The organism is Pseudomonas sp. EA_105y_Pfl2_R69, assembly GCF_963970915.1.
Lineage (GTDB): Bacteria > Pseudomonadota > Gammaproteobacteria > Pseudomonadales > Pseudomonadaceae > Aquipseudomonas.
Genome location: NZ_CAXAOO010000010.1, coordinates 1 through 21,141, shown reverse-complemented (window position 1 = coordinate 21,141; position 21,141 = coordinate 1). Strand labels below are relative to the sequence as shown.

General features: G+C 59.6%; 14 protein-coding genes. 9 read left to right on the top strand and 5 right to left on the bottom strand.

Features of this window, described 5'->3' with window-relative positions; genetic code table 11:
- From AACY13_RS21570 to AACY13_RS21530, 9 genes are all read left to right on the top strand, one after another.
- Entirely contained in the window at positions 1–870 is an 870-nt protein-coding gene (locus AACY13_RS21570) for an FkbM family methyltransferase (RefSeq protein WP_339463641.1), read from the top strand.
- A 110-nt stretch (positions 871–980) separates the two neighbouring features.
- The gene (locus AACY13_RS21565; RefSeq protein ID WP_339463640.1) at positions 981–1,901 is read left to right on the top strand and encodes a GDP-mannose 4,6-dehydratase; all 921 of its coding nucleotides are present in this window, start codon (positions 981–983) and stop codon (positions 1,899–1,901) included.
- A complete protein-coding gene (locus AACY13_RS21560; protein ID WP_339463639.1) occupies positions 1,901–2,872 on the top strand; it encodes a GDP-mannose 4,6-dehydratase in 972 nt (323 codons plus the stop codon). Before AACY13_RS21565 ends, AACY13_RS21560 begins: the two co-directional genes overlap by 1 nt.
- 4 nt (positions 2,873–2,876) lie before the next feature.
- Positions 2,877–4,316 (top strand): mannose-1-phosphate guanylyltransferase/mannose-6-phosphate isomerase, encoded by a 1,440-nt coding sequence (locus AACY13_RS21555; protein ID WP_339463638.1) that lies wholly within the window; start codon positions 2,877–2,879, stop codon positions 4,314–4,316.
- Positions 4,316–5,113: an ABC transporter permease gene (locus AACY13_RS21550; protein ID WP_339463637.1), complete on the top strand. Its 798-nt coding sequence runs from the start codon at positions 4,316–4,318 to the stop codon at positions 5,111–5,113. Before AACY13_RS21555 ends, AACY13_RS21550 begins: the two co-directional genes overlap by 1 nt.
- Complete coding sequence (locus AACY13_RS21545; RefSeq protein ID WP_339463636.1) at positions 5,113–6,393, top strand: ABC transporter ATP-binding protein; 1,281 nt, start codon at positions 5,113–5,115, stop codon at positions 6,391–6,393. Before AACY13_RS21550 ends, AACY13_RS21545 begins: the two co-directional genes overlap by 1 nt.
- Positions 6,374–7,768 (top strand): glycosyltransferase family 4 protein, encoded by a 1,395-nt coding sequence (locus tag AACY13_RS21540; protein ID WP_339463745.1) that lies wholly within the window; start codon positions 6,374–6,376, stop codon positions 7,766–7,768. The genes AACY13_RS21545 and AACY13_RS21540 overlap by 20 nt, the downstream gene beginning before the upstream one ends.
- Positions 7,752–8,885 (top strand): glycosyltransferase family 4 protein, encoded by a 1,134-nt coding sequence (locus AACY13_RS21535; protein WP_339463635.1) that lies wholly within the window; start codon positions 7,752–7,754, stop codon positions 8,883–8,885. Before AACY13_RS21540 ends, AACY13_RS21535 begins: the two co-directional genes overlap by 17 nt.
- Positions 8,886–10,013 carry a glycosyltransferase family 4 protein gene (locus AACY13_RS21530; RefSeq protein ID WP_339463634.1) on the top strand — a complete coding sequence of 376 codons (1,128 nt, stop codon included), beginning with the start codon at positions 8,886–8,888 and terminating at the stop codon, positions 10,011–10,013. It begins immediately after the preceding gene.
- Between the two features lie 24 nt (positions 10,014–10,037).
- Here AACY13_RS21530 and AACY13_RS21525 read toward each other — a convergent pair whose 3' ends face one another.
- The 5 genes from AACY13_RS21525 to AACY13_RS21505 form a co-directional block, all read right to left on the bottom strand.
- Positions 10,038–10,244, bottom strand: coding sequence for a DUF1127 domain-containing protein (locus AACY13_RS21525; protein WP_339463633.1), 207 nt, complete (start codon positions 10,242–10,244; stop codon positions 10,038–10,040).
- A gap of 310 nt (positions 10,245–10,554) precedes the next feature.
- The gene (locus tag AACY13_RS21520) at positions 10,555–10,770 is read right to left on the bottom strand and encodes a DUF1127 domain-containing protein (protein ID WP_339463632.1); all 216 of its coding nucleotides are present in this window, start codon (positions 10,768–10,770) and stop codon (positions 10,555–10,557) included.
- 481 nt (positions 10,771–11,251) lie between these two features.
- Complete coding sequence (locus AACY13_RS21515) at positions 11,252–18,370, bottom strand: autotransporter-associated beta strand repeat-containing protein (RefSeq protein ID WP_339463631.1); 7,119 nt, start codon at positions 18,368–18,370, stop codon at positions 11,252–11,254.
- Positions 18,371–18,508: 138 nt separating this feature from the next.
- Positions 18,509–19,498 (bottom strand): helix-turn-helix domain-containing protein, encoded by a 990-nt coding sequence (locus AACY13_RS21510; protein WP_339463630.1) that lies wholly within the window; start codon positions 19,496–19,498, stop codon positions 18,509–18,511.
- A gap of 258 nt (positions 19,499–19,756) precedes the next feature.
- A partial coding sequence (locus tag AACY13_RS21505) for an NAD(P)(+) transhydrogenase (Re/Si-specific) subunit beta (RefSeq protein ID WP_339463629.1) occupies positions 19,757–21,141 on the bottom strand: 1,385 nt, incomplete at its 5' end.

Genomic DNA, 21,141 nt, shown 5'->3' with positions numbered 1-21,141 from the left:
ATGAATAATCAGGACTCCGTATCCCCGCAATTTATTTCCTACGCCCAGAATTTCGAGGACGTGATGCTTTGGCGTACCCTGAAGCTTTTCGGCCCTGGTAATTACGTCGACGTAGGGGCCAATCACCCCACCCTGGATTCGGTGACCCGCTCGCTGTACGAACGCGGTTGGCGCGGCATTAATATCGAGCCGGTCCTGCATTACTACGAAACCCTGTGCGACGAGCGCCCGCTGGACACTAACCTATGTATGGCGGTAGGCGATCAGGAAGGCGAGTTGGTCTTCTTCGAGTCGTCTGATACCGGTCTTTCGACCCTGAGCCATGAGATGGCCGAACTGCAACAGGCCGAAGGCATTCCTTTCCTGCAACGTACGGTGCAGACGAAACGGCTTGTCGACATCTGTGATCAGCACCTGCCTGTCAACGCGCCCTTTCATTTCCTCAAGATCGATGTCGAAGGCTTTGAGCGCAATGTCCTTCAGGGCATGGATTTTCAACGCTGGCGGCCATGGATCATTTTGATCGAGGCCGCCTTCGACAAGACACCCGAGTGGGAGGAGTTGATTCTGCAGGCAGGCTATCAACCTGCCCTGTGCGATGGTATCAACCGCTATTACGTAGCCCAGGAAAAGCTCGAGTTACTTGTGCCACTGTCCATGCCGCCTAATTTCCTCGATGAATTCCAGCTGTGTTACGGGCACCGCTTCAGTCATCCCATTGCGGATATCGAACCGCTGCAGGTGAACCTGCAAAAAGCGACGCAACGTGCCGATCTTGCCGAAACGCAGTTAGCCGCGATTTACAACAGCCGTCTATGGAAGGTGGCGAGGCTGATCACCTCGTTGAAACGATTGATTGCCACTCGTTAGCTTAAAAGCGGATGGCTGCACAAAGCATCTGGGCAGATAACCTTCGCTCAACTAAAACCTCGGTAACGTTGTCTACTTGGCCTGATCCGCTGCAAACAGGTTGAACAAGCATGAGAAAAAAACTGTTGGTCACCGGGCTTTCCGGGTTTGTCGGGCAGCACCTACAGCGAGTTCTTGGCGGCGCACGGCCCGCACTCGACTGGCAGTTACTGCAGCCTGAGGGCAGTTACGATCTGCTCGATAGCGCTGCACTCAACCGCATGCTGGAGCAGCACCAGCCAGATGCCGTGATCCACTTAGCCGGACAAACCTTCGTCCCCGAGGCCTTCCGCGATCCTGCACACACCCTGCAGGTCAATCTGCTGGGTACGCTTAACCTGCTACAGGCCCTCAAGCGGCGAGGCTTCAGCGGCACCTTCCTTTACGTCAGCTCGGGCGACGTCTACGGCCAGGTTGCAGAAACTGACTTACCAGTCGTCGAAACCCTGGCACCCCAGCCGCGCAATCCCTATGCAGTCAGCAAAGTTTCAGCTGAACTGCTGTGCCGGCAATGGAGCTATACAGAGCCCTGGCGCATCATGGTGGCACGCCCGTTCAACCATATCGGCGCGGGCCAGGGCGAGTCCTTTGTTGTCGCCAATATGGCCAGACAAATAATTCGGGTTCGCCAAGGGTTGCAGCCACCGCGCCTGGAGGTCGGCGATATCGATGTAACCCGCGACTTTCTGGATGTTCAGGATGTTATCGAGGCTTATCTGTTGTTGCTGGAGAAGGGTCGTAATGGCGAGGTCTACAACGTCTGCTCCGGGCAGGAGCGGCGAGTTCGCGACCTGATCAGCGAGATGGCCGAACTGGCCGGGGTGGAGGTGGAACTGCTGCAAGATCCGACGCGCATGCGCAGGGCCGAGCAGCGGCGAGTTGTCGGCAGCTCCGACAAACTGCAAAAAGAGACCGGGTGGAAACCTGGCGTAAATATCACGGAAACCTTGCGCAGAGTGCTCTCTGACTGGGAAGAAAGAGAACGACAATAATGACTAAAAGTGCACTGATTACGGGGCTTACCGGGCAAGACGGGGCCTATCTTGCGAAACTGCTGCTGGACAAGGGCTATCAGGTTCACGGCCTGGTGGCCCGGCGCAGCAGCGATACCCGCTGGCGGCTGCGTGAACTGGGCATCGAATCGCAGATCAACTACCTGGATGGCGATCTGGCCGATGCCTGCTCGGTACAGCGCGCCGTGCTCAAGGCCAAACCCGACGAGCTGTATAACCTGGGCGCGCAGAGTTTTGTCGGCAGCTCCTGGGATCAGCCGATCACCACCGGCATTGTCGATGGCCTGGGCGTGACCCATATGCTTGAAGCGATACGCCAGTTCAGCCCGCAGACGCGTTTCTATCAGGCATCGACCAGTGAAATGTTCGGCCTGATCCAGGCCGAGCGCCAGGATGAGAATACCCCGTTCTATCCACGCAGCCCCTATGGGGTGGCCAAGCTGTATGGCCACTGGATCACCGTCAATTACCGCGAAAGCTTTGACCTGCATGCCTCCAGCGGCATCCTGTTCAACCATGAGTCGCCGCTGCGCGGCATCGAGTTCGTCACCCGCAAGGTCACCGACGCGGTGGCGCGGATCAAGCTGGGCAAGCAGCGCGAGTTGCGCCTGGGCAATATCGACGCCAAACGCGACTGGGGCTTTGCCGGCGACTATGTCGAGGCCATGTGGCTGATGCTGCAGCAGGACAAGGCCGACGACTATGTGGTGGCGACGGGCGTGACCACCACGGTGCGGGAGATGTGCCGCATTGCCTTTGCCTATGTGGAACTGGACTACCAGGAACATGTGGTGATCGATCCTGCGTTCTTCCGCCCCGCGGAAGTGGAAGTGCTGCTGGGCAACCCGGGCAAGGCCGAACGGGTACTGGGCTGGACACCGAAAACCAGCCTCGAAACCCTGATCCAGTCGATGGTGGATGCCGATCTCAAGCGCGTAGCCAAGGAGTAGGTTGATGCTCGTTCCCGTGATTCTCTCCGGCGGTGCCGGCACCCGGCTGTGGCCGGTCTCCCGCGAGGGGCAGCCCAAGCCCTTTATGCTGCTACCCGATGGCGAGTCGTTACTGGCCAAGACCTACCGGCGGGCCGCCGAGCTGCTGGCCCAGGGCGGCGATATCGTTACGGTGACCAACCGTGACTACTACTTCCAGAGCAAGGATCACTTTCTTGCCGCCAAGCTGCCGCGTCAGCACGCGCACTTTATCCTCGAGCCCCTGGGCCGCAATACCGCACCCGCCATTGCCGCGGCGGCACTGGTGTTGCGCGAGCGCTACGGTGACGAGGTAATGATGGTGGTGATGCCCGCCGATCATCTGATTCAGGACTCGGATGCCTTTGTCGCGTCGGTTGCACAGGCTGCCGCGCTGGCCGCGGATGGCTATCTGGTCACCTTCGGCATCCGCCCTACTGCACCGGAAACCGGCTTTGGTTATATCGAGGTCGGCACCTCCCTGGATCAGCAGGGTGCAGCCCTGGTCGAGCGCTTTGTCGAAAAACCCGACCAGCCAACCGCCGAACACTACCTGGCCAGTGGCAAGTTCCTGTGGAATTCGGGCATGTTCTGCTTCACCGCCAGCACACTGCTGGGGGAGCTCGAGGCCCATGCCCCCGAGCTGCTCGAATTGGCCGCCGCCTGCGTGGCAGCGAGCCCGGCCCAGGATCTGGGCGCGGTGATGCAACAGGAACTGAATGCCGAACACTTCGCGGCCCTGCCGGATATTTCCATCGACTATGCGCTGATGGAGCGCTCGACCAAGGTCGCGGTGGTCCCCGCCAGCTTCGGCTGGAGTGATATCGGTTCCTGGGGTGCAATGAGTGGCTTGGTCGAGCCGGATGCGCAGAACAATCGGGCGACGGGCGAAGCGATCTTTATCGACAGCCGCAATACCTTCGTGCAGAGCGATGGCCGCCTGGTGGCGACAGTCGGCGTGGAGGACTTGATCGTCATCGATACGGCCGATGCCATTCTGGTGGCCCACGCCGACCGCGCCCAGGATGTGCGGCAGGTGGTCAAACGCCTGAAAGACAGCAACCACGATGCCTATCGCCTGCACCGCACCGTGAGTCGACCCTGGGGCACCTATACCGTGCTGGAGGAAGGGCCGCGCTTCAAGATCAAGCGTATTGTGGTCAAGCCCGGCGCGGCGCTATCGCTGCAGATGCATCACCACCGCAGCGAGCATTGGGTGGTGGTGCAAGGCATGGCCAAGGTGACCAATGGCAACGGGGCGCGCCTGGTCAACAGCAACGAGTCGACCTTTATCCCGGCGGGGCACAAGCATCGCCTGGAGAATCCCGGGGTGATCGATCTGGTCATGATCGAAGTGCAGAGCGGCGAGTACCTGGGTGAGGACGATATTGTCCGTTTCGAAGATCAATACGGCAGGACTCTCTAGTGGCAGTCGGTATGGTACGTGCGGTCTGGAATTACCGCGGTTTTGTCCTGGGCAGCGTCAAGCGCGAGTTTCAGACGCGCTACCGCAACTCCTTGCTGGGCGCGACCTGGACGATTCTCAACCCGCTGTCGATGATCATCGTCTACACGGTGATCTTTTCCCAACTGATGAAAGCCCGCCTGCCTGGGGTGGATAACAGCCTGGCTTACGGTATTTATCTGTGCGCGGGGATTCTCGCCTGGGGCTTTTTCGCCGAGGTGATCGGCCGCAGCCAGTCGGTGTTTCTCGAGCACGCCAACCTGATCAAGAAGCTCAGTTTCCCGCGTATCTGTCTGCCGCTGATTGTGGTGATGAATGCCGGAGTCAACTTCGCGATCATTTTCGCGCTGTTTCTCGGCTTTCTATTGGTGACCCAGAATTTTCCCGGCTGGGCCATTCTCGGCGTGATCCCCGTTCTGCTGATACAGATCGCCTTCTCCATTGGCCTGGGCATCATCCTCGGCGTGCTCAATGTGTTTTTCCGCGATGTCGGACAATTCACCGGGATCTTCCTGCAGTTCTGGTTCTGGTTCACCCCCATCGTCTATCCATTGTCGATTCTCCCCGAAGAAATCCAGCCGTGGATCGCGATGAATCCGATGGTGCCGCTGATTTCCGCGTATCAGGGCATTTTCGTCTATGGCCAATGGCCCGACTGGTTTGCGCTCTGGCCGACTGCGCTGCTCGCGGCAGCACTCTGTCTGCTGGGCATGCGCCTGTTCCGCAAGCGCTCCGGTGAAATGGTGGATGAACTCTGATGGGCAGTATTCGCGTTAGCCAACTGGGCAAGGCCTACAAACAATACCCCACCCGCTGGTCGCGTCTGGCGGAGTGGCTGATCCCTTTCTCGGCACCGCGGCATCAGCTGACCTGGGTGCTGCAGGACGTCTCCTTCCAGGTCAAGCCTGGCGAAGCGCTGGGGATTATCGGGGTCAACGGTGCGGGCAAAAGCACGCTGCTGAAAATGATCACCGGCACCACCCAGCCCAATGCAGGGCATATCCAGATCGAGGGGCGCGTCGCCGCGCTGCTCGAACTGGGCATGGGCTTTCACCCGGACTTCAGCGGCCGGCAGAACGTCTTTATGGCGGGTCAACTGCTGGGCCTGAGCATGGAAGAACTGCATGCCCTGATGCCCGAGATCGAGGCCTTTGCCGAGATCGGTGAATATATCGACCACCCCGTGCGCACCTACTCCAGCGGCATGCAGATGCGCCTGGCCTTCAGCGTGGCCACGGCGCGCCGCCCCGATGTACTGATCGTCGACGAGGCGCTGTCGGTGGGCGACGCCTATTTCCAGCACAAGAGCTTCGACCGCATCCGCGAGTTCCGCAAGGCGGGCACCACCTTGCTGATCGTTTCCCATGACCGCCAGGCCATTCAGTCCCTCTGCGACCGGGCCATCCTGCTGGCCAGCGGCCGGCTGGCGCTGGAAGGCGCGCCCGAGGAGGTGATGGATTTCTACAGCGCCATGCTGGCCGAGAAAGAACAGCAGACGGTACGCCAGGAGCGCTTGGCCGGTGGACAGATTCGCACCATCTCCGGTACCGGCGAAGCCAGCTTTGCCGATATCGCCCTGCTCAACGAACAGGGCCAGCGCATCGAAGTGGTCTCGGTCGGCAGCACCGTCACGCTGCAGGTAACAGTGGACATCAAGGCCGATATTACGCGCCTGGTGCTGGGCTTTATGATCAAGGATCGCATGGGGCAGGCCATCTACGGCATCAATACCCATCGCCTCAATCAGCCACTGGAAAACCTCAAGGCGGGTGAGCAGGTGACTTACCGCTTCGAGTTTCCCGCGCGCCTGGGCAAGGGCAACTACTCCATCGCCTTGTCATTGTCGCGTTTCGACTCGCACCTGGATACCAACTACGAATGGCGCGATTTCGCCCTGGTATTCCATGTCATCAATATCCGCCAGCCGGACTTCGTCGGCTGCGCCTGGCTGGACTCACAGGTGGCGATCGAGCGAACGCCGCCTGCGGCAACACCGCCCAATACCGAAGGACTGAGGGATCATGCGCTTCCTGATTGAATGCACCTATGTCTATGAGCACCCGCAGGACAACTCCGGCATTCAGCGGGTCGTGCGTAACGTCATCAAGCAATTGGCTCACCTGCCGGGGGATGTCGAGTGCATTCCGGTGATGATGAATGGTGGGCAGCTGTACCAGGTGTTGAGCCTGGCCCCGCTGAAGCCTCGCAAAGAAACGCCGCTGCGCCAGGCGCTGATTATTCGCCTGGATCACGCCCGCAACCGCTATTGGTGGTGGCACTCGCGGCTTGAGCGTTTTCGCCCGTTCAGCTCATCGCATACGGCCCGACGCGCGCTGTTCTTGCTGTGCAAACTGGCCAGCCTGGCGATCACCCTGCCGCTACGCGGCCTGCTCTGGCTCAACCGCAATGCCCAACCGGCACCTGAGCGCGCCGTACCCTTGCAGGTGCAAGAGGGCGATCAGCTGTTGCTGCTCGACTCGTCCTGGCATGCCGATTTCTTCGCCCTGGCCGAACGCCTGAAACAGCAAGGCGTGGGCATCGTTTCGGTGATCTATGACCTGATTCCACTGACCCACCCGCAGTTCTGCGACGCCGGCCTGGTCAAGGTCTTCGATCACTGGTTCGACTGGATATCCAGAACCGCCGATGGCTTTATGGCGATTTCCAAGACTATCAGCGAGCAGGTCGAGCGCGAACTGCAACTGCGCCTGGGCGCGGATGAAGCCGGCAGGCGCTGGCACGGCCACTTCCATCTGGGCTCCGAGTTAGACCTGGCGCGCGCCGACGCACCGCTACAGCCCGAGCTGCGGCGCATGTTTGCCCAGAAAGAGCCGGTGTACCTGATGGTCAGCACCATCGAGCCGCGGAAGAATCACGCCTATCTGCTCGACGCTTTCGAACTGCTGTGGGCGCAGGGCTCGACCGCGCGCTTGTGCATCATCGGCAAGGTCGGCTGGAAATGCGAAGCGCTGATCGAGCGAATAAATAAGCATCCGTTAAACAACAAGCGCCTATTCATGTTCAACGGCATTAACGACAAGAGCCTGGAGTACGCCTACTCGAATGCCCGCGCGCTGGTCTTCCCCTCCTATGCCGAAGGCTTCGGCCTGCCGCTGGTGGAGGCAATGCAGCGGGGTTTGCCGGCCATGGCCAGCGACATCCCGGTATTTCGCGAGATCGGCGGCGACTTTATGGCCTATTTCGACCTGAATGACCCGCAAACCCTGGCCGAGCATATACGGACCTTCGAGACCACGGGCCAATTCCCGGCCGCGCGTCCGGTGAGCGAATGGCAGTGGGTCGACTGGAACGGTGCCGCTCGGCAATTGATCAGCGGGACGCTGAGCGGCATTCGGCGCGCCTCCAAGCCCTCCGTGCAAGTCGCAGCGGTGGTGCATGCGGATTGCCCTTAACGCGCGGATTCTGCAGGCACCTCGCACAGGGATCGGCCAGTACCTGGTCGAGCTGATCGAGGCACTACGCAATGATCCGCAGATCGAGCTGGAGCTTTTCCATGGCTGGGGCTGGAGCCAGGAGGTGCCGCAGTCCGCGCTGCCCGGCTATAGCCGCTGGGCGGCGCTGGCCAAACAGGTACCCTGGGCCTACCAGATTCGTCGCGCCTTGGATCAACAGCGCTTCGACCGCGGCGCGCGAAAGCACCAGATAGACCTCTACCATGAGCCAAGTCTGTGGCCCCTGGATTTCTCCGGGCCTATGGCCATGACCCTGCATGACCTGACCCATGTGCATTATCCCCAGACGCAACCGCGCGACCGCTTGGCCGAGATCGAGCGGCGAATCGGACCGGCGCTGGAAAGAGCGCAGTGCATTCTCACCGACTCCCAGTTTGTTGCAGATGAAATTACCCGGCACTATGGGGTGGCGCGCGAACGGTTGCAGGTCGCACCTCTGGGCTACGCGCAACGCTTCCATCCCCGCGAGCCCGAAAGCCTGCACAGCTGTTTAGCTGCCTTCGGACTCGAACCCGGCGGCTACCTGCTGTGCGTCGGCACCCTGGAACCGCGCAAGAACCTCGCCCAGGCCCTGCGCGCCCATGCCTTGCTTCCCGAGACGCTACGCGCACGCTTCCCACTGCTGATTGCCGGCATGGCCGGTTGGCGCAGCGACTGCTTTGCAGCTGAGCTGCAAACGGCGTTGGCCGGCGGTCATGTGCGCCTGCTTGGCTATCAGAGCGACCAGACGCTAGCCGAACTGCTGGCCGGCGCACGTTTGCTGCTGTTCCCGTCTCTCTACGAAGGCTTTGGCCTACCCGTACTGGAGGCGATGGCCAGTGGCGTGCCGGTGTTGTTGTCGCCGCAGGCCGCCTTGCCCGAGGTGGCCGGCCCCGCAGGTATCTATCTCGAGTCGGGGGACGACCATGGCTGGTGCGAGGCGATTATTCGCGTGATCGAGGATCAGGCGGAGTGGCAGCTGCGCCGGACAATGGGCTTACAACAGGCGCAGCATTTCTCCTGGAAACGCTGTGCGACTATCACTACTGCCGCCTATCGGCAGGCGTTGGAGCACTAAATGCGGATTCTGCACGTCTTCAAGACCTACTTGCCGGAAACCGTAGGCGGTATCGAACAAGTGATCTATCAGATCTGCCAGAGCGGTATTGCCCACGGCATCGAGAGCCATGTGCTGACGCTGAGCGCCAACCCCGAGCCGCGCGACCTGATGCTCGCGGACCACCATGTGCATCGCGCCAAGCTGGATCTGCAACTGGCTTCCACCGGTTTTTCTTACAGCGTCCTGGGTCGCCTGAAGGCGTTGGCCGCCGAAGCCGACGTGGTCAACTACCACTTCCCCTGGCCCTATATGGACATGCTGCATTTCGCCGCGCGGATCAAGAAGCCGACGGTGGTCACCTATCACTCGGACATCATCCGCCAGAAACACCTGCTCAAGCTCTACCGTCCGCTGATGAAGCGCTTTCTGGACAGTGCCGATCGCATCGTGGCGGCCTCGCCCAACTACCTGGCGACCAGCGATGTGCTGACGCAGTACCGCGACAAGACCTCGGTCATCCCCTATGGCCTGGATAAGGCGGCCTACCCGGTACCTTCCGCGGCATGCAGCGCGCAGTGGCGACAGCGTTTCGGCAAGCGTTTCTTCCTGTTCGTTGGGGTGATGCGCTATTACAAAGGCCTGCATATTCTGCTCGAGGCCGCACAAGGCACCGGCTATCCGGTCGTGATAGTTGGCAGCGGCCCCCTCGAGCGGGAGTTGCGCGCCCAGGCACAAGCCTTGGGGTTGGACCACGTGCACTTTGTCGGGCGTGTGGACGATAACGACAAGGTGGCCTTGTTGCAGCTGTGCAGCGCCATCGTCTTCCCCTCGCATCTACGCTCCGAGGCTTTCGGCATCTCTCTGCTGGAAGGCGCGATGTATGGCAAGCCGATGATCTCCAGCGAAATCGGCACCGGCACCAGCTATATCAATATCCATAACCAGACTGGCCTGGTGGTGCCGCCGAGCGACCCACAGGCCTTCCGCGCAGCCATGCGCACACTGTGGGACAACCCCGAGCTGGCGGAGCAGATGGGTCAGCATGCCGAACGGCGCTACGAGCAGTTGTTTACCGCCGAGCGCATGGGGCAGCAGACAGCAGCCCTCTATCGAGGACTGCTGGCAAGCAAGCACACTCGACCTTGATCACCAGTGCCGTCGCACTGCCGGTCAATCCCAGAATGGTTTGCTCAATTCAGCCTGGCGCTGCGCCTCGCTGATCCCGGCATCGGCCAGCTGCCGCGCATCCAGGCGCGCCAGCTGACGGCGCGAGCGCAGGTTGCGCTGCCAGTACAACAGGGTGGCGTAAAGCCTTAACCAGAGCGAGTGCGCAGGCCGTACCTGCACTGGGGGTTCGCGTTTGAGTAGGCGCTCCATGGTGCTGTCCTTGTCTTAAACCCGGGATGGAAACTCATGGTGCGCGGAGGCAAGAGCGAAATGCAGACACAGCAGCACGAAATTGTCAGGGTGCAGTTGAGCATGTGTGAAAACTGTACCGCCCACATCATCGACAGACTGTTGCGGATAAAAACTGTCTGGAGCAACTCTTGACGTCGTGCAGCGACCGCCTGGAGAGTGTCCATCAAGGATGGCAGGACATAAAAAGAAAGCCCCAACGCGCAAGGGCGATGGAGCTTTCAAAAGTCCCAAAAAATGGGAGGAGCATGAAATCGGTGTCTGGCGGCAATCAGCGCCAGAAGGGCTTGCTCAGCTCGGCATGGCGCTGCGCTTCGCTGATACCGGCGTCGGCCAGCAAGCGGGTATCCAGGCGGGCTAGCTGGCGGCGGCTGACAACGCGGCGCTGCCATAGCATCAGGGTGCTGAGCATACGCAGCGGCAGGGCGCTGACGTTATTGGCTTGGCTGTGATCGAAAAACAGGTCGGAACTGAGTGTACGTTCCATGGTGGTCATCCTTCCGCTTGTGGCGGTTCTGGGGGGCTGCTTTAACTTGATGCCTATATTCCTCCAGTTGCACAACACTCAGTAGTCACAGCTGAACTAAATTGCAGGGCTAATAGATAGGTTGCTTTGTAACTGACCCGCCTGTTTCTTCGATAACTGTACCGGTCATAAGTTAATTACATCGAAATAATTATTAAATTGGCTTTTTATATCGTCAAATCACAGAAAAACAGTGATTACCTATAGGTACAGTTTTAAATTGACTGGCGAGTGTTGTTGATCTGTTGTTCAGCTTTTTATCGAATTCCGACACTACCCCGGGATAATCTGTATGGGTAACGCAGCCCTGCAGAGAAGCCGCAGGGCGAGAAGGCACCGCTCCTGCACGCAGGAAATCGCTTGGAGTAAACGCTTTACTGATCAGGCGGACCGAAAAAGCCGACGCCAAGACAGGTAATTCCGGGCAGTTAAGCGGACGACCTCACCACGCCATTCTGAAGGTGGCAGAGATGTCGTGACGATTGTCGGAGCCGGCGATTTCACCTTGGTATCCCAGATTCAAATAGGCCGTTTCGCTGACCTGCATGTCCAGGCCGATGCCCAGCCTGAGGCGGTCACGGTCCAACTCGGGCCCGCTGACACCGAAGCTGGTATTGGCTGCCGATGCAAAGCCGGCGCGCAGCCCTGCTTCGTTGTCCATGAATTCATGCACCCAGGCCAGCTCGACGGTGGGCTGGATACGGTTGCCGCTACGGGTCGCCCAGCTGTGTTCGAGACGAGCGCCGAGGGCCGAGCGCAGTGAGTCCTGCTGGTCGCTACCGACATGCAGATCGGCAGCACCGGCTCCCTTCTCGGTAAAGCTGGAACGCTTGATGTGGGCGTATTCCAGCCCGGCTAGTGGCGTGATGTGGGTATTGACGTTGAGGGCAAAGGTGCGGCCGGCCTCGATGGCGACGTTACCCGTCCAGGCGTCGTAGTCGGCTTTGGCCGTGCTGCTTGAAAGGCCGACGCTGACCTGACGCTTGGCATCGACGTCATGGTAACCGAGGCCGGCGATGCCGCTGGCATAGTAACCATCGTCGAACAGCCACCTGCCGTAGAGGGCAGCCTGATAGCTGTCGACCTCGAGACCGCCTTGCGCCAGATTGGCATCGCTACGGCTGTAACCGAATGCAGCCCCGAGGGTCAGCGAGTCATCCAGGTTGAAGTCGATGCCGGTAGCAGTGCCGCTGGCGTTGTAATGGGCACCGCTGACATTGCGTGAGCCATCAATTTCACCGTAGCTACCGGTGCCGCGCAGCCACCAGCCGCGGTCAGTCGCCGATTGGCTGCCCAGCAACTGCGAGCCGGCATCGCTCATGCTGCCGCTGTCGTCATAGGCCAGCATGAGCTGGCCGTTAGTCGCCAGGAACTGGTTGTTGCCTTGCAGGCGGTCGAAAAGCAGCCCCTTGAACTGGTTCAGCGACTGCAAGGCAATCTGGTTGCTGTAGGTGTGCTGCACACCGCTGAGCGAGTCATAGGCCTGGCTGGCACCTGCGGCACTCAACATATTGAGATTATTGAACAGCTCATCGAGGCCGGTGGCATCGGTGCTGAATATTGTATCGAGCGCGGTACCGACCGAACCCTGGTTGGCAGTCTCGGCAACCGAGGCATAGTCAGACGAATTGCGGCGCAAGTTGAGCAATACGTTGTTGGCATCGTAAGACAGCGTTGGCGTCAGGAAGGCAAGATTGGAACTGACACTGCCAAAGGTAGTGCCACCCAAACCGCCCGCCGCGGTGAGGATGCTGTAATCCGTGCTGACCTTGTAGTCGCCGGCTTCGGGCAACACCAGCACTGTGCCATTGGTGAGTACTGCACTGCCCGTGACATCGATACGGTCACTGTTGCCGGCGGCATCGACTTCCACCTCAAAAACGCCACCCGCAGAGAAGTCCAGATCGCCGGCCACATTGAGCGTGCCGATCGAGTTGCCGGGGGCGAGGACACCTCCATTGAGCGAGATACTGCCCACTATGCCGCTGCCACCCAGGGTGCCGCCTGCATTGATCGTGGTCGCTGAGTTGGCAATCGAGCCATTCACCGCCAGCCTGCCACCCTCAATGATGGTGGTACCGCTGTAGCTGCTCATACCTGAAAGCGTGAGCATGCCGGCACCGGACTTTATAAGACTGCCCGGACCCTTCATCACCCCGGCATAAACGCCGTCAGCCGCCTGGTCGAAGTTGATCATGGCATTGTTGCTGATGTCGCCCTGCAGGGACGTACTACTGCCCTGCAATATGCCGCCAGAGACCGTGGTACCCCCACTATAGCTGTTGACCCCGGAGAGGATCAGCGTGCCGCTACCGGACTTGCTCAGTGCACCGCTGCCACTGATTACTTCGCTGAAAGTACCGCTCGCGGCCTGCTCGAAAGCCAGCGTGGCATTGTTGATGATGTCGCCCTGCAGCGAAGCCGTCGTCCCCTGCAGCACCCCGGCGCTGATGGTGGTACCGCCGCTGTAGCTGTTGGCCCCGGAGAGGGTCAGCGTGCCGCTACCGGACTTGCTCAGTGCACCGCTGCCACTGACGACCGCGCTGAAAGTACCGTTCGCAGCCTGGTCGAAAACCAGCGTGGCATTGTTGATGATGTCGCCCTGCAGCGAAGCCGTCGTCCCCTGCAGCACCCCGTCGCTGATAGTGGTGCCGCCGCTGTAGCTGTTGGCCCCGGAGAGGGTCAGCGTGCCGCTACCGGACTTGGTCAGCGCACCGCTGCCACTGACGACCGCGCTGAAAGTACCGTTCGCAGCCTGGTCGAAAACCAGCGTGGCGTTGTTGATGATGTCGCCCTGCAGTGACGTCGTTGTCCCCTGCAGTACCCCGTCGCTGATGGTGGTGCCGCCGGTATAGGTATTGCTGCCCGTCAGGGTCAGGGTGCCCGTGCCGGTTTTGTTCAAGCGGCCGCCTGCGCCGGAGAGCACACCACTGAAGGTGGTAGAGGTGTTATCTGCGCCTGATGTCAAACTATAAGAGCCCAATGCACTCTTAAGAGTGACCGATCCATCGCCAGCCAATGAGCCAATGTTCAGATCATCAAAGAGCAGAAGCGCTCCACCGGAATTAACCGCCACAGCACTGTTGTTGCCCAAAGCCGATAGGTTGCGAGTCCCTAATTCTCCACTGTTGATGGTAGTGCTGCCGGTGTAGGTACTCGCTGCATAAAAAACCTGTAATGCATCGCCATCGATAATGATATTGCCTGTACCGGAAATAACGGCATCATTGCCGCCAGAGACACCTGAATTGCTACCTAAGGTTAACGTATTATCATTGAGTAATACTTGGCCACCACTCATGTTAAGGAAGCCTATCGTCTCATCACTGAGCAGCTCAAATTCGCCAACCCCAGTCAGCATTTGTGAATCCCCAATGGCATTGCCACCCTCTACTGCCAGGCGACCAGCGTTAATTCGGACAATGCCTACACCCGTTTGTGAATTGGTACCAGTCAAGGTTAAGGTTGCAGCGCCATTTTTGATAATCGCGTCTTGGGCCGTACCGCTAGCTCCCGAAAAATTACCGGCATAGGTCTGGTCCACCGTTTGATTAACGGTCAGAGTGCCTGAACCGCCTGCGCCGATATTGATAGTGCCGCCGCTACCCGAGAGATTCGCCACCGTCTCATTAAAATTGTTCAGATCGAAAGTGCCACCATTGATAACCAGGTCACTGGTATTTGCAATTCGATTGTTATCGCCTAACTGCAATGTACCGTCAGAAATAATGGTGTCGCCGGTGTAGGTATTATTGCCTTGCAAGGTAATCGTGCCAGCACCTGTTTTAGAAAGGCTGCCGGTGCCGCCAAGCGCCACATCAATTACTGCATTAACACCACTGTTAGCCCGCACGTCGGCACCGTTATCAGCCAGTACTAAAGCGCCATTATTGTCAGTGTCTTGCAGCAGGTAGTTATCGGTAACGAACTGTAGCCCTTGAACGGTATGAGAACCGTCAACCTCAACTGTTCCGGCAGTGCCGCCAAATACGGCGGTAAGTTCACCCGAGTTGCTGTTTGTGTTGCCGCTTTGATTTGTCCAGTTGGTGTCGCCAGCCGACCAGGTGCCATTGCCGCCGTCAACCGTTGCGTTTGCAATGTTGTTATTGCCGTCCCAGAACTGCAGGCCGGTGAAATCGGCCACCAAGGTAACGGCCCCCGCGGTGGCAGTATCGATGCTGTAGTTGTAGCCGGCCAATAATCCGGAGCCGAACGATATGACATTATCGATCAGCGTGCCGCCATAGTTGAACAGCCTGTAGCTGCCGGTATCGCCAGAGCTGACAGCAAAATCAAAGCCGCCCAGGTCGGTGATATTGAGAATGCCATCCAGCGTCAGGTTGCCGGTCACCGTGATCAGGTCGCTATCTACTCCCGCGATACCGCTGGGCGAAGCGAGCTCATAGTCGAGGACCGAGGCGTTATTCAGCAGTAACTCGCCCAGGGTCAAGTTTCCGGGCGAGTTACCGGCGGCCAGACGACCGCCATCGGCGACCGTGACACTGCCGGCGATACTGCCGCTACCACCGAGGGCGCTGCCGCTGGCGACCGTCACCGCACCACTTCCAGTGGCGCTACCACTCGTATTGTTCGCCACCAAGGTGCCTGCGCTGATGGTGGTGCCGCCGCTGTAGGTATTGCCGCCAGAGAGCAGCAAGGTGCCATTTCCGGCCTTGGTCAGTGCGCCAATGCCGGAAATGGCCCCAGCAACTGTTGTATCGGCAGCATCACCGACCGTCAGCCCTGCATTCAGTACAACCGTAGATCCCGCCGCCGCCGAAAGCGACCCGATGGTCTCGGTCGCGCTGTTGACGGTCAGACTACCGGTGCCATTGAGCGTCACACCCGCAGCATCGCTCAGCGACGCGCCATCGGCGATCAGGCTTGCGCTGTCTTCAACAACAACGCTGGCGGAGGCGATGCTGCCAGTCACGTCTAGCGTGCCAGCGGTCACCGCCGTTTGACCCACATAGGTGTTTGCGCCGGAAAGGGTTAGTTGCCCAGTACCGGACTTGATCAGGCCACCCGTTCCGCTCACCACACCCGAGAGCTCTGTGGAGCTGTTTAGCCCGCCGGTGGTTAGCGTGTGTGTGCCCAACGTGACGGCGCCAGATCCGGCGATGCTGCCGATTTCTTCATCCCCGGTAAGGGCAAGTACACCACTGTTAGTCAAGGCCGTAGCAGCGGCCAAACCGGTTGCCGCGCCACCTTGCGTGGTCAGCGTTCGCCCGGCGTTGATGGTCACATCAGTGGAAGCCAATGCACCCGCACCCGCAAGCGTCAGATTGCCCCCGGACAACAGTGTTGTGCCGGTGTACGTATTGCCCCCGCTTAGTGTCAGTGCGCCATAAGAAACATCCAGGTTTGAGGTGCCCGCGCCATCCGCGATAGTGCCGCCAAAGTTGGAGGTGCCCAGCGTTTGCAAGGTTGCGCTACCGGCGCTGGAGTTCACCGTACCGGTTCCAGAGAGGTTGTTGATTCTGACAAGCAGTCCAGCCATATCCAGCGTCGCGGCCCCAGCGACACTGGTCCCAGCAATGAAACCAAGTCCGCTGTTGATAAACTCGCCCGCCCCCACTCTGAGCGTTCCACCTGCCACGTTTACCCTCGCGGAAGCGATTGCGCTGGACAAATTCGAGGCAACTACCGTCCCTTCTTGCCCTGCCGCGCCAAAGTTCAGAACCGCGTTGCTACCTATTGGGTTAACGTTGCCCGTAAGGGTCAACGTTTTCCCGTTTGCGGCGGCAATCGTACTCGTGGTGCCGCTCTGAGTAGTCAAGTTTGCCTTGCCCAGCGTCAGGGTTTCCGTGGCTAACAACGTCCCCCCATCCAGCCGGACCCGCCCACTGTCCGCCCCCAGAGCGCCAGCATTGTTGATGGCAACTGTACCGGCCGTGAGGGTCGTATCCCCGGTATAGGTGTTCGTACCCGACAGCACCAAGGTGCCCGCGCCGGTTTTGCCGAGCCCGCCGCTGCCGCTGATCGCCCCCGCATAGTCGGCACTGCCACTGGTGGCATTCACTGTCAGGGTATTGCTGCCGAGCTGGATCGCGCCACCGCTGCCTGAAAGCGCGCCGATGGTTTCGCTGTCCGACAGCGTCAGGGTGCCGCCGTTAACCACCACAGCGCCGGTGTCGGCAATCGCCGCGCCCCCTGCAAGCGTCAGGCCGCCCGCTTCCAGGGTTGTCGCACCGGTATGGGCATTAGCCCCGCTCAGGGTATGAGCACCGCTGGCGTTATTGAAGGTTAAGCCGCCCGTTCCATTGAAAGCGTTGGAAATGGTAGCCGTGGCAGCCCCCGCAATGGTCAAAACTCCGGGGTCAGTCAAGGTAACTGCACCAGTTCCGTTTATTTCCCCAATGGTTTCCGCCCCGGTAACAGTGAACTGACCGTCGTTGCTAAGCGTTGTCCCATCCGCCAGATGCTCGCCATTTGTCGAAAGCTCAGCGCCCGCATCAATCGTGACTGAAGTTGAGGCCAGCGACGACCCTGCGCCAAGCGCCAGGGTTCCTTCAGCAACCGTCGTGCTCCCGGTATAGCCGCTTGCACCGGTCAGCGTTGTCGCCCCCGCACCGCGCCGCACCAACGATAGGTTGTTGGTTGCACCGTCGTTGATAGCACCGGCAAACGTGGACGTATTTCTAAGGATCAACACACGGTCGGTTGCACTACTGTTGGTGACCGTTCCCGTCCCTCCGAGTCGGTTAACCGCTGTGTCGATACTGCCAATATCCAAAGTCGCGCCCGCAGCAACAGAGGTGCTGGAAATATTCGACAGAAAATTAGCAAACTGAGACCCGGCAGCGGCTAGGGTGCCACCGGCAACACTGATTGAAAAGTTGCTTCCATACGTACCGCCATTGGCTCTCATGACAACGCGACCGGTATCAGTGGCAGAACCAAAGGTAAGCGAGCCGGAGGGTGTCAAAGCGTCAAACGCACCTGTTTGCGTCAATGTGGTGCCTGTTGCTGCAGAAATCGTTGCAGCAGCGCTGCCACCAATCGCCAGGTTTCCGATGGTTCCACTAGTCGCCGCGCGGAAACTGCCGGAGTCATTCAGCGTAAGGGCACCACTTAAAGAACCGCCATCGTTCGTCAGGGTGCCCGTATCAGAGACGGAAACAGCGCCGGTAATATCCCCGGCGTTTTCTATCGCACCCGACCCGGATATGTTCACATCGGTTGAAACAAGGTTGCCACCGGCCGAAATCGTCAGCGTCCCGGCGGAAACGTTGGTTGCTGTCAGGCCCGGCGTTACGCTGCCAAGAGTTGGCTGGTTGCCTGCTGCGGTATTTATGTCTGCCGTACCGGCTGCGGCCGGCGTACCGCCAGTCCAGTTGGTTGCGGTATCCCAATTAGTATCGGTCGCCCCGGTCCAGGTCTGCGCACTCGCCATGCCCGCCATCGCCATCCCCGTCACCAACGCCGTGCATGCAAACAAAGGCGCACGTCTTGCGCCGCGCGCACTGCCACTGCTCTTGCCACGGGCTCTTGCTGTTTCGGGTACAGCCACCCAGGTGCCCAGAGCGGCATTGAATATGGAGCAGTAGATGCGATTCATGGCGGAACCTTCTAACCGAGATTCGCCGAGCCTATTGGCCGACTGGGACTACGGCTATCCGATTTCCGCAAACGTGTTGAGGTAAAACCTTATTACGGTTGGTTGTTGCAGCGTCACCAACGGGGCTATGCAGATGGATCAGCAAGCAAGCGTTACAGAGGGGGATTCGTCGAACAGTTGCCGATAATCCTGAGCAAAACGCCCAAGGTGCAAAAAGCCAAAGCGCATGGCCACTGAAGTGACCGTTGCGGTGTGCGGATCCAAGGCGCGCAAGGTCACGCGTACGCGATTGAGGCGGCACAGGCGCAGATAAGCAACTGGTGACAGGTCGACGTAGGCACGAAAGGCGTATTGCAGGGCACGCTCCGATACACCGATGGTTCTGCAGATATCGGTGACGGTCGGCACGGCATCGACGGCAAGGCTGTCTTCGACAAAGGTGCGGGCCATGCGGCAAATGTGAAAAGCCCGGGCGCGCTCAACCGGCGGTGGCTGTGATTCAGTCAGATTTGCAGTTGTGGCGACCTGCAGAATGTTTTCCAACAGCAGCCGGCGCATCAAGCTTTCATCCACAACGGGCATGTACGCGCCGAGTTCGCGGGTCATGCTGAACCAGTGATTAATTGCGCCTTTTAGTGTGGCTTGTTGAGCCGTCTGAAGTTGTTGCAACTGCTCGGGGGTTCGCTCCCATTGTTCGGGATTAAGTGCACGTGCGCCCTTCAGGAATTCGTCCTGGTCGAAGCTGACATAAGCCGTTTGCGCACCTGCGGGGACGTAGATGTCGAATTCCGTATGCTCAGGCATAAAGAAAAGGCTATCGGCCTCGCTGGCACCAATCTCGGAGAAGCGAAAGTTTGGCGTGGGCGTGCAGTACGAGAGTGTGCAGAGATTCGCCGGGGTAACGCCCAGCTTTTGCACGGACGTTGCCTGGGATTCGCGGACGATTTGTTGGCTGCCCAGATCCAGTGTTTCCATCCGCGCCAGCTGTTTGCCCGTGCTCAGCTGGTAACACTCCATCTCGATCCAGGGCTGCATAGCCGCCTGAACGCTGGCGTCTTCGATCACCGTCGAGCGTAGAGCCTTTGCGGCAAGTACGACCGAATCTCCAGTTCGCGGGCCTGATAGCATCCCTGCTCCTTGATCCACCGCGGATTTGTCTGGGCAAATGTTGCTTTTTATCTGTTTTGGCGCGGTGCCAAGCCACTATAAATTAATTGAAGCAAGGAGGAATTATTCCTGTTACGCCATCGCGCATGTGGAGTACGTATATATGCACTCGATGGCTCTAGCCCGGCGGCCGCAGCAGCTAGAAGCCGGCGCATAAAAAATGCCGCTCACTTGACTCAAGTGAGCGGCATTGGTTAGCAAGTGGAAGCCTCTCAGCCGTTACTCCACCGCCTTGACCATATCCTCGATGACCTTCTTCGCGTCACCGAAGACCATCATGGTCTTGTCCATATAGAACAGTTCGTTATCCAGGCCGGCGTAGCCGCTGGCCATCGAGCGCTTGTTGACGATCACGGTCTTGGCTTTGTAGGCCTCGAGGATCGGCATGCCGGCGATCGGCGACTTCGGATCGTTCTTCGCTGCCGGGTTGACCACGTCGTTGGCCCCGAGCACCAGCACCACGTCGGCCTGGCCGAACTCGGAGTTGATGTCGTCCATCTCGAACACCTGCTCGTAAGGCACTTCGGCCTCGGCCAGCAGCACGTTCATATGGCCCGGCATACGCCCGGCAACCGGATGAATCGCGTACTTCACTGTCACACCACGATGGGTCAGCTTCTCCGCCAGCTCCATCAGCGCGTGCTGGGCACGGGCTACCGCCAGGCCGTAACCCGGCACGATGATCACGGTGTCGGCGTTGGTCAGCAGGAAGGCGGCATCGTCGCTCGAACCGGATTTAACCGGACGTGCTTCTTTGGCACCGGCTGGGCCGGCTTCTGCAGGAGCGCCACCGAAGCCACCGAGGATGACGTTGAAGAACGAGCGGTTCATCGCCTTGCACATGATGTAGGAGAGGATCGCGCCACTCGAACCGACCAGGGAACCGGCGATGATCAGCATCGAGTTGTTAAGCGAGAAGCCGATACCGGCCGCCGCCCAGCCCGAGTAGCTGTTGAGCATCGACACCACCACCGGCATGTCCGCGCCACCGATCGGGATGATGATCAGCACGCCGATGACGAAGGCCAGGGCCAGCAGAATGGCAAAGGAAGTCAGATCACCAGTGAAGGTGTACATCAGGCCGAGGCCGAGAATCGCCAGGCCGATGGCCAGATTGATCCAGTGCTGGCCCTTGAACTGTACCGGTGCGCCCTGGAACAGGCGGAACTTGTACTTGCCCGAGAGCTTGCCGAAGGCAATCACCGACCCGGAGAAGGTGATGGCACCGATGGCCGCGCCGAGGAACAGCTCCAGGCGGTTACCGGCCGGGATCGCATCGCCGAGGCTGGCGACTATGCCCAGCGACTGCGGCTCGACCACCGCGGCGATGGCGATAAACACCGCCGCCAGGCCGATCATGCTGTGCATGAAGGCGACCAGTTCGGGCATCTTGGTCATTTCCACGCGCTTGGCCATCACGGTGCCGACGCTACCGCCGACCAACAGGCCGAGGATGACGAAGCCCAGGCCTTGAGTAGCCAGCTCGCTGCCCAGTTTGTACACCAGGCCGACGGTGGTGATGATCGCCAGGCCCATGCCGAGCATGCCGAACAGGTTGCCGCGCCGCGACGAGGTCGGGTGCGACAGGCCCTTGAGCGCCTGGA

Coding starts and splice junctions, on each gene's coding strand:
- AACY13_RS21570 (WP_339463641.1), top strand. CDS start 1: ATGAATAATCAGGACTCCGTATCCCCGCAATTTATTTCCTACGCCCAG.
- AACY13_RS21565 (WP_339463640.1), top strand. CDS start 981: ATGAGAAAAAAACTGTTGGTCACCGGGCTTTCCGGGTTTGTCGGGCAG.
- AACY13_RS21560 (WP_339463639.1), top strand. CDS start 1,901: ATGACTAAAAGTGCACTGATTACGGGGCTTACCGGGCAAGACGGGGCC.
- AACY13_RS21555 (WP_339463638.1), top strand. CDS start 2,877: ATGCTCGTTCCCGTGATTCTCTCCGGCGGTGCCGGCACCCGGCTGTGG.
- AACY13_RS21545 (WP_339463636.1), top strand. CDS start 5,113: ATGGGCAGTATTCGCGTTAGCCAACTGGGCAAGGCCTACAAACAATAC.
- AACY13_RS21535 (WP_339463635.1), top strand. CDS start 7,752: ATGCGGATTGCCCTTAACGCGCGGATTCTGCAGGCACCTCGCACAGGG.
- AACY13_RS21530 (WP_339463634.1), top strand. CDS start 8,886: ATGCGGATTCTGCACGTCTTCAAGACCTACTTGCCGGAAACCGTAGGC.
- AACY13_RS21525 (WP_339463633.1), bottom strand. CDS start 10,244: ATGGAGCGCCTACTCAAACGCGAACCCCCAGTGCAGGTACGGCCTGCG.
- AACY13_RS21520 (WP_339463632.1), bottom strand. CDS start 10,770: ATGGAACGTACACTCAGTTCCGACCTGTTTTTCGATCACAGCCAAGCC.
- AACY13_RS21515 (WP_339463631.1), bottom strand. CDS start 18,370: ATGAATCGCATCTACTGCTCCATATTCAATGCCGCTCTGGGCACCTGG.
- AACY13_RS21510 (WP_339463630.1), bottom strand. CDS start 19,498: ATGCTATCAGGCCCGCGAACTGGAGATTCGGTCGTACTTGCCGCAAAG.